The 646-nt window shown below is 67.5% G+C and carries 1 protein-coding gene; it reads right to left on the bottom strand.

Going from position 1 to position 646, the window contains the following annotated elements; all coding sequences use genetic code 11:
• Positions 1-646, bottom strand: a 646-nt coding sequence (locus MPTA5024_RS03470; protein WP_232326417.1) for a glycoside hydrolase family 18 protein, incomplete at both ends; no start/stop codon positions are given.

Here is a 646-nt window from a genome sequence, read left to right as displayed (position 1 = left end):
TTGTACCAGTCGACGTACTGCGCCGCGCCCCCGTAGTCGGCGGCGTCGATCTTGCCGCCGTTGGTGCCGTCCGCCGTGATGGCAGCGGTGATCAGGTAGTTGGGCCCGAACTTGGCGCGCAGCGCCGCCATGAGGTTCCTGAAGGCCGCGGTGCCGCTGCTGTCGCAGCTCAGGCCGCAGGCGTTCGGGTACTCCCAGTCGATGTCGATGCCGTCGAACACGTCGGCCCAGCGCGGGTCCTCCACGAGGCTGTAGCAGGAGTTGGCGAAGGCCGTGGGGTTGGCAGCGGCCTGCGCGAAGCCGCCTGACCAGGTCCACCCGCCGAACGACCAGAGGATCTTCAGTCCCGGGTGGAGGGCCTTGAGCTTGCGGAGCTGGCCGAAGTTGCCGCGCAGCACGCCGGCGTCCCAGGTGTCGGCCTTGCCGTCCACGCTGTTGGCGGTCGTGTACGCCATGTCGTAGTCGGCGTAGGAGTCGCCGATCGCGCACTGGCCGTTGGTCACGTTGCCGAACGCGTAGTTGATGTAGCCGAGCTTGGCGGCTGATCCGCTCGTCTCGATGTTCTTCACGAAGTACTGCCGGCCGTACACGCCCCATTCGGCGAAGTAGCCGAGCAGCTTGTTGCCGCCTCCACCGCCTCCGGTGC

This window comes from Microbispora sp. ATCC PTA-5024 (genome assembly GCF_000511135.2).
In the GTDB taxonomy this organism is placed as follows: domain Bacteria; phylum Actinomycetota; class Actinomycetes; order Streptosporangiales; family Streptosporangiaceae; genus Microbispora; species Microbispora corallina.
This window is presented reverse-complemented; position numbering and strand designations above follow the sequence as displayed.